Consider the following 818-nt stretch of genomic DNA (forward strand, 5'->3'; position numbering starts at 1 on the left):
AGGCAGGGCGTCCGGTGCAATCATGGATTGCATACGGGGCGTCTGGCGCAAATCCGTAGTGATCACCAGAATTCATGGCGTCACCTTCGATGAAAAAGGAGAGTCTCATGCCCCAGGCCCCAAACCCCACTCACACGCCCACGATCCTGCTCATCGGCGCCTCGCGCGGCCTCGGCTACGCCATGGCGGCCGAGTTCCTGACGAAGGGATGGAACGTCACGGGCACCGTCCGTGCCGACTGCGGCCGGACCCTGCTGCACGACCTGGCCGATGCGCATCCGGACCAGGTCGAGATCGAGACGCTGGACATCACCCGGCCCGACCAGATCCGGGCCTTGCGCGAGCACTTGTCCGGCCGGATGTTCGATATTCTGTTCGTCAACGCCGGCACGACCAATCCGGATCCGACCCAGACCATCGGCGAGGTGTCGACCGAGGATTTCGCAAACCTCATGATTACCAACGCGCTCAGCCCGATGCGGGTGGTGGAGAGCCTGTCCGACCTCGTTCCGCCGGCCGGCCTGATAGGGGTTATGTCGTCCGGGCAAGGTAGTATCGCGGACAACGAGTCCGGCCAGCGGGAGGTCTATCGCGGCAGCAAGGCGGCATTGAACCAGTTCATGCGCAGCTTTGCCGCGCGCCAGGTGCAAACACCGCGCGCCATGCTGCTGATGGCGCCGGGCTGGGTACGCACCGACCTGGGTGGGCCCGAGGGGCGACTGTCGATCGAGGAGAGCGTTCCCGGGGTCGTGAATGTGTTGCTGGCCAAGCAGGGCCATCCCGGGCTCGAATACCTCGATTATCGCGGCCGGACCGTC

Annotated in this window: 1 protein-coding gene; it reads left to right on the forward strand. The window is 64.8% G+C overall.

Features of this window, described 5'->3' with window-relative positions; all coding sequences use genetic code 11:
• Nucleotides 1–107: 107 nt before the first annotated feature.
• Nucleotides 108–818, forward strand: a 711-nt coding sequence (locus AC3WLT_RS37235; protein WP_492596536.1) for an SDR family NAD(P)-dependent oxidoreductase, incomplete at its 3' end; no start/stop codon positions are given.

The sequence above is a fragment of the Paraburkholderia sp. FW306-2-2C-D06C genome (assembly GCF_058781505.1).